The sequence below is a fragment of the Bartonella florencae genome, assembly GCF_000312525.1.
In the GTDB taxonomy this organism is placed as follows: domain Bacteria; phylum Pseudomonadota; class Alphaproteobacteria; order Rhizobiales; family Rhizobiaceae; genus Bartonella; species Bartonella florencae.
The window spans coordinates 592,373-593,518 of the sequence record NZ_HE997452.1; the positions used below are offsets into that span (position 1 = coordinate 592,373).

Annotated in this window: 1 protein-coding gene; it reads left to right on the forward strand. The window is 43.5% G+C overall.

Annotation, left to right across the window (positions count from 1 at the left end; all coding sequences use genetic code 11):
• Positions 1-262 precede the first annotated feature (262 nt).
• Positions 263-1,069 (forward strand): hypothetical protein, encoded by an 807-nt coding sequence (locus BN202_RS05380; protein ID WP_034987541.1) that lies wholly within the window; start codon positions 263-265, stop codon positions 1,067-1,069.
• The last annotated feature ends 77 nt before the right edge of the window (positions 1,070-1,146 follow it).

The following is a 1,146-nucleotide window of genomic DNA, read 5'->3' on the forward strand; positions in this document are numbered from 1 at the left end:
GAGTGGAGAGCTTAGCGGCGAGCTTAGAGGAGAGTCTGACATTGTGGTGGGGGGAGAGGGGTATTCCACTGGTCATGTTGGCAGGAATATCATTGCTAATACTGGGGTGGGGTATGCAGAGTATGTGGCAAATGCGCGGCGGTAAACCACTTTATGTGAAAAAATATCATCTTATTGTTTAAACGAGAAAAGGCTTAAGAGTATGGATCAAGAACATTTAACACCAGCAGATTATTGTTTAAACGAGAAAAGGCTTAAGAGTATGGATCAAGAACATTTAACACCAGCAGAGCAAAATCAATTACAACAGGGTTTTCTTTCAGAGCCTCTTCAGGGAGAAGATAGGGAAGTTGAAGTGGGAGCAAAGGTAAAGTCTGGGCAAGAAAATTTCCAAGGACAGCAAAATCTCCATCAACAGCAGAAATTGGGGCAAGAGAGTGCACAGCAACACAATATTCAAAATGTGCAAGGAGGTGCAGAGGGTGATACACCCCCAGACCCGCAAAAAGATTTTATGGGTTATATAGAATGGTTGGGAAAAACACTCTATAAAAAGGGGGCGTTGCTCTCTGAACAAACACCTGTCATGAATTCTGAAGCAGAACAGTTGAGTACCTTCTATCAACAGTCTGTTGTAAGCCTTAAACAAAGGCATGATGATTTTGATCAAGCTGCCGATTTTATTTATGATACGCGGGCTAAGCAGTTGGCTGCTTTCTCTGCGCTCTATCCGGAAATGGCAGATCCAAACGTCGTGGATGCGTTGATTGGTAATGAATTAAAGCAAATCCTGCGCGATTGTGCGAAAAAAAATCAAAGCCCTGCTGAAGTGCTCTATGCTATCGCGCAAAAAATTGGCTACACCAATAGCCCAAAGGCTGTTGGCGAAGATTTTCAAGAAAGACAAAATTCTGCGCGAACACTTGCAGCCTATAATGGTATGACTTCCAATGGACCCATTTCTTTGGATATGCTTGATAAAATGTCGGAAGCGGAATTTAGTCGTTGGGTTGCTGATCCCAAAAACAAAGCTGCTTTCAACCGTCTCATGGGCGGGGGAGAATCTTAAAAATAAACCCGTGGAGGAATTTTGAAAGCGCGCATGCTTTAATGGGTTTCGTGCACGAGCTTTGGGGTGTTGTTGGT